The organism is Rhodococcus sp. GQ147 (genome assembly GCF_059759155.1).
In genome coordinates this window covers 1-4,928 of sequence record NZ_JCAXDU010000043.1, presented here as the reverse complement: position 1 = coordinate 4,928, position 4,928 = coordinate 1, and the positions used below count along the sequence as shown (strand labels likewise).

Genomic DNA, 4,928 nt, shown 5'->3' with positions numbered 1-4,928 from the left:
GACATTATCGGCGCATGCCCCTATTGCGCAGGGGCGGATTACGCGCTGGCGAGTCGTTGGGCGGCCCATTGGTTGAGGGAGACGTGGTTTTCTGCTGCCTCCATCACCAGACGACGATGGACCTCTGCTGAGGTGCGGACGTAAATGGTGCCACTGTAGGAGCGTTCGGCGAACGGCTGCGGCACCATCTCGCCCGCGGCGGTGAGGTCGTCAACGACGTGGGCCACGACTTCCACGAGGCCCTGGAGGGCGTCCGTTTGGTCCTGCTCGAGGTAGGACAGTGACGGAAACTCCAGCACGGTGGCTACGTACTCCTCGTCGTCGGGGGACCACTGAACTCGGTACGAATAGCGACGGACGTCGATATCGCTCATGACTGCTCCTCTATCTTCTTGAGCGCGGCGAGTACCTGTTTGACCTGGTACGGCTTAGCTTCCCGTTCTTGCCCCGCTGGATGTTCACTCGCGGGTCTCCTGGCCCCGCGGCGCCCGTACAGCCCGGCTGGCTGCATCCTCCGGCGTCCCTGCGCATCAGGCTTCTACACCAGCTGCGGGACGACGTCCTCCACTTCGGCGTCGCTGACGACCCTGGCCGCTACCGCCCGCCGGGGTGAGGTCCACATCCGGTAGGTGCGTGCGGCGATCTGCAGACCTGCTTTGCGCAGGCCCCGGCAGACCCACTCGGGCCCCGTGCCCCTCGGCTCTCATCTGATCGATGAATTCGCAGATCGTCGGCTGCGGGGGTCGAGCTCCCCCTCGAAGAAAATTGAAGCCCGGCGCATGATTTCCAGGTCCTCGGTCAGCCGCCGGTTCTCGGCCTTGAGGCGCTTGATCTCGGCGCTCTCCTCGGTGCTGACGCCGGGGCTGCGCCGGCGTCGATGTCGGCCTGCACCGCCCACCGACGGACCGTCTGTTTGCCTAGTCCCAGACGGTGGCCCACCTGGTCGCAGCAGGCCGTCAGCGACGCGTACTCCCCGCGGTGCTCGGTCACCATCCGCAGTGCCCGCTCCTTGACCGCGGGATCGATTTTCTTCGGCATACAACCATCCTCCTCGACTCGAAAAGGAGGCGGCGGGAAACCTGGGGCGGTTCACACTGTGAGTCTTGGGGTAGCTGGTCGGGGGCGGTTGTTGGGCGGCGTGAGGCGTAGCCTGATGGCCTCCATTCAGTTGACGCGGCGTTGTCCCAGTGTGAGTGTGGGGAAGTCAGAGGTTTGCCAAGCACAACCATTGGAGGCTCGCCATGAAGGCTGTCGTCTATCAGGGGCCCAGAGATGTCGCGGTCACGGATGTTCCGGACGCGAAGATCGAACGTCCCACCGATGTGCTGGTCAAGGTGACAACGACCAATATCTGCGGCTCGGACCTGCACATGTATGAGGGCCGGACCTCCTTCGAGCAGGGCCGCACGTTCGGCCACGAGAACATGGGGGAGGTGGTGGAGGTCGGTCAGGGCGTGGAGAAGGTCAAGGTGGGCGACCGGGTCGTGCTGCCCTTCAACATCTCGTGCGGGTTCTGCAAGAACTGCGAGCGCGGTCTCACGAATTACTGCCTGACCACGCAGCCTGACCCGTCCGCCGCCGGTGCGGCATACGGATTTGCGGACATGGGCCCGTACGGCGGAGGCCAAGCGGAGCTGCTCCGGGTCCCCTTCGGCGACCACAACGCGCTGCGCCTGGGTGAGGATGCGCAGGAGAAGGAGAACGACTACGTCATGCTCTCCGACATCTTCCCCACCGGTTACCACGCCACCGAGATGGCCGGCGTGATCCCGGGCGACAGCGTTGTGATCGCCGGGGCCGGACCGGTGGGGCTGATGGCTGCCCTGTCCGCGACGATCAAGGGGGCCGCGAAGGTCATGGTGGTCGATCGCCACCCCGACCGGCTCGCGCTGGCCGAGCAGATCGGAGCAATCGCCATCGACGACTCCAAGACCGACCCGGTGCAGGCGGTGCTGGACGAGACGATGGGGCTCGGAGCCGACCGTGGCTGCGAGTGCGTGGGCTATCAGGCCCATGATCCTCAGGGCAACGAAGACAACGCCCTCACGCTGAACATGCTCATCAACGCGGTGCGCTTCACCGGCGGGATCGGCACCGTCGGCGTGTTCGTCCCCCAGGATCCAGGTGCCGAGGACGACTTGGCCAAGCAGGGCAAGGCGGCCATCGACTTCGGCACCCACTGGTTCAAGGGGCAGACCATGGGCAACGGTCAAGCCCCGGTCAAGCGGTACAACCGCCGGCTCCGGGACCTGATCGCGGCCGGCAAGGCGAAGCCGTCCTGGATCGTGTCCCACGAGATCTCGCTGGAAGAGGCCGCCGACGCCTACAGGAACTTCGACGCCAGGTCCGAGGGCTGGACCAAGGTCGTGATCAAGCCGGGTATGTCCAGCGGAAAGAAGGCGAACTGACATGGCAGCAGATCTGCAGGGCAGGAGAGTCGCGATCCTCGCCGCGGACGGGGTCGAGCGCGTCGAGCTCGAGCAACCCCGCGAGGCTCTGGACCGGGCCGGCGCCCGGACCGAGGTCCTGTCGATCCACGACGGCGAGATCCAGGCCCGCGAGAATGATCTGGATCCGGCGGGGACGTTCAGCGTCGACGGGCTGGTCGCTGACGCCTCGATGGGCGACTACGACGCCCTGCTGCTTCCCGGCGGGACGGTGAACCCCGACAAGCTCCGGGTCGAACAAGACGCTGTCGCGTTCGTCCGCGACTTCGTCGAGAGCGGTAAGCCAGTGGCGGCGATCTGTCACGGGCCGTGGACGTTGATCGAGGCCGGTGTGGTCACTGGTCGCACCCTGACGTCCTTCCCGAGCATCCGCACGGACCTGCGCAACGCCGGCGCCGACGTCGTCGACCAGGACGTGGTGGTCGACAAGAATCTCATCACCAGCCGCTCGCCCGACGATCTGTCGGCGTTCTGCGACGCGCTCGTGTCCCAACTCGCGGGGACCACGACAAAGGAATAGGAGACATCATGAGTGTGACCAAGGGACTGCTGGTCAGGTTCGACGCGTTGCCCGGTAAGGAGGACGAGGTGAGAGACTTCCTCGACAGCGGCCGTGGGCTTGTCGAAGGAGAGCAGGCCACCACCGCGTGGTTCGCGATCCGCCTCGGGCCGACCTCGTTCGGGATCTTCGACGTCTTTCCGGACGACGCCGGACGTGACGCCCACCTGTCCGGACCCGTGGCGGAAGCGCTCGGCGAAAACGCCGGCACGTTATTCTCCGAACCCACGATCGAGAAGCTCGACGTCCTGGCTTCCAAGCTCCCCGCCTGACACCACAGACCGGGAGTACTGACCCCGACATGAGGGGTCGCTGCGCGGCGTCATCGGGCTGACACAGCCCGTTGACGTCGTGGCAGCGGCCCTTCTCTTGCGGCCTATCGCCCATCCCTAACAGATCGAGGAACCGCGATGACAGGAACTGACGACGACGTTGCCCCGACGCGTTCACCCGAGGTAGCAGTGATCGGGGGCGGGATCGTCGGTCTGTCGACGGCGTACGCGCTGCGGGAGCAGGGCGTGCCGGTGCGCTTGTACGAGGCCGGTCTGCCCGGAACGGGTCAGTCCGCGGGCGAGTCGCGGATCTTCCGGCATGCCCACGACGACCCGCGACTCGTCGCTTTCGCGCGCGAAAGCCGCGGCGTATGGGATGAGTGGGCCGAACACTTCGACGTCGAGCTGGTCTCATCAGACGGTGTCGTGGCGATCGGCGAGAGCGCCCTGGCGCGGCTGCGGGTGCTCGACCAGGTCGGCGGCGTGGAAGCGCACGAGATCGATGCAGCCGAGCTCGCCCAGCGAATGCCGCTGCTCGCTGGGTACTCGGGGCCAGCGGTGCTCGACGAGTCGGGCGGCGCGATCCGCACCCGCACCGCGATCACGGCACTCGCGGGTGCCCTCGCAGATGCCGTCACCACCGCAGAGGTCATCTCCATCGATCCCCGCGCCGACGGGACGGTCGAGGTGCGCAGCGTCACCGACCGGGCTGTCTACTCCAAGGTGGTCGTGTGCGCCGGCCGCGAGACCGCCCGCCTGGCCCGCAGCGTCGGCCTGTCGCTGCCGGTTCGCCTTGCCGCACACGTCCGGCTGACCTTCGACGTGAAAGCCGCCGCCCCGGCACGAGTCGCGTGCCTGCAGGACAGCAGCGGCGTCTTCGGCGAAGTCGGCGTGTACGCGACGCCGCTACCGGGCAACAGCAGTTATTCGGTCGGACTCAGCGAAACCGTCGGCGTCCGCGACGACGGAACGTTCATCGACCCTGCGGCGATTCGATCGCTGGACGAACGCGCGCGCGAATACGTGACACGGGCGCTGCCCGGTCTCCACCCAGAGCCGCGCGACTTTCTTCACTGCTGGGTGACCGACCTCCCATGGAGCGAGGACGGCGTGGCCGTGTGGGAGGCAGGCTCTGTCATTTTCGTGGCCGGTCACAATCTGTTCAAGCAGGCACCTGCGCTGGGTCGCGCTCTTGCCCGGGCTGCGACCGGCGGCGGTCTCGCCGCCGACCTCACGCCCGCCGCTCGCCTCGGCGAAGCCCTGCGATAGTTCGCCTGACCCCAGAACGGACGCACCCAATGGGTAAACGTCTCCTCGTCGAGGACAACGGCAGCCCGCCCTGGGTCAACCCAAAAGTCGCGGCTGGACAGCAGTCACAGGCTCAACCCCCTTGTCATGGGGTGTCTTCATCGTGAGGATCGGTACGCGGAGGTGCCGCAGCGGGATCCGTCACTGCGGGATCCGCTCGCGGTAGCCGACCGCGTTCAGCCATCGCTCCGCCGCCGCAGGATCCGCCACCGCCATCCCGCGAGATTCCAGCAGCTGGCGCTGCTGAGAGATGGTCTTGAAGGGCTTGGTGTAGACGGATCGACTCACGGATAAAGAAAACCAGCCTCCCCCTCGTGAGAGCGGAAGGCCGGCCGTGTTGCA

7 protein-coding genes are annotated in these 4,928 nt (G+C 66.5%); 4 read left to right on the top strand and 3 right to left on the bottom strand.

The genetic code is table 11. The features are described from left to right. Positions 1-38: 38 nt before the first annotated feature. Both AC6CID_RS24850 and AC6CID_RS24845 read right to left on the bottom strand, forming a co-directional pair. Positions 39-374: a type II toxin-antitoxin system HicB family antitoxin gene (locus tag AC6CID_RS24850; RefSeq protein ID WP_498354652.1), complete on the bottom strand. Its 336-nt coding sequence runs from the start codon at positions 372-374 to the stop codon at positions 39-41. A 329-nt stretch (positions 375-703) separates the two neighbouring features. Continuing rightward, positions 704-898, bottom strand: coding sequence for a hypothetical protein (locus tag AC6CID_RS24845; RefSeq protein WP_498354651.1), 195 nt, complete (start codon positions 896-898; stop codon positions 704-706). A gap of 343 nt (positions 899-1,241) precedes the next feature. Here AC6CID_RS24845 and AC6CID_RS24840 point away from each other — a divergent pair, with 343 nt between their 5' ends. The 4 genes from AC6CID_RS24840 (at position 1,242) to AC6CID_RS24825 (ending at position 4,547) form a co-directional block, all read left to right on the top strand. Next, positions 1,242-2,408, top strand: a complete 1,167-nt coding sequence (locus AC6CID_RS24840; protein WP_498354650.1) for a glutathione-independent formaldehyde dehydrogenase — start codon at positions 1,242-1,244, stop codon at positions 2,406-2,408. A gap of 1 nt (position 2,409) precedes the next feature. Continuing rightward, positions 2,410-2,967, top strand: coding sequence for a type 1 glutamine amidotransferase domain-containing protein (locus AC6CID_RS24835; protein WP_498354649.1), 558 nt, complete (start codon positions 2,410-2,412; stop codon positions 2,965-2,967). Positions 2,968-2,975: 8 nt separating this feature from the next. Next, the gene (locus tag AC6CID_RS24830; protein WP_498354648.1) at positions 2,976-3,278 is read left to right on the top strand and encodes a putative quinol monooxygenase; all 303 of its coding nucleotides are present in this window, start codon (positions 2,976-2,978) and stop codon (positions 3,276-3,278) included. A gap of 138 nt (positions 3,279-3,416) precedes the next feature. Further along, positions 3,417-4,547 (top strand): NAD(P)/FAD-dependent oxidoreductase, encoded by a 1,131-nt coding sequence (locus tag AC6CID_RS24825; protein WP_173674802.1) that lies wholly within the window; start codon positions 3,417-3,419, stop codon positions 4,545-4,547. 180 nt (positions 4,548-4,727) lie between these two features. Here AC6CID_RS24825 and AC6CID_RS24820 read toward each other — a convergent pair. Continuing rightward, positions 4,728-4,928 (bottom strand): hypothetical protein (locus AC6CID_RS24820; protein WP_498354647.1); only part of this gene is annotated, 201 nt, incomplete at its 5' end.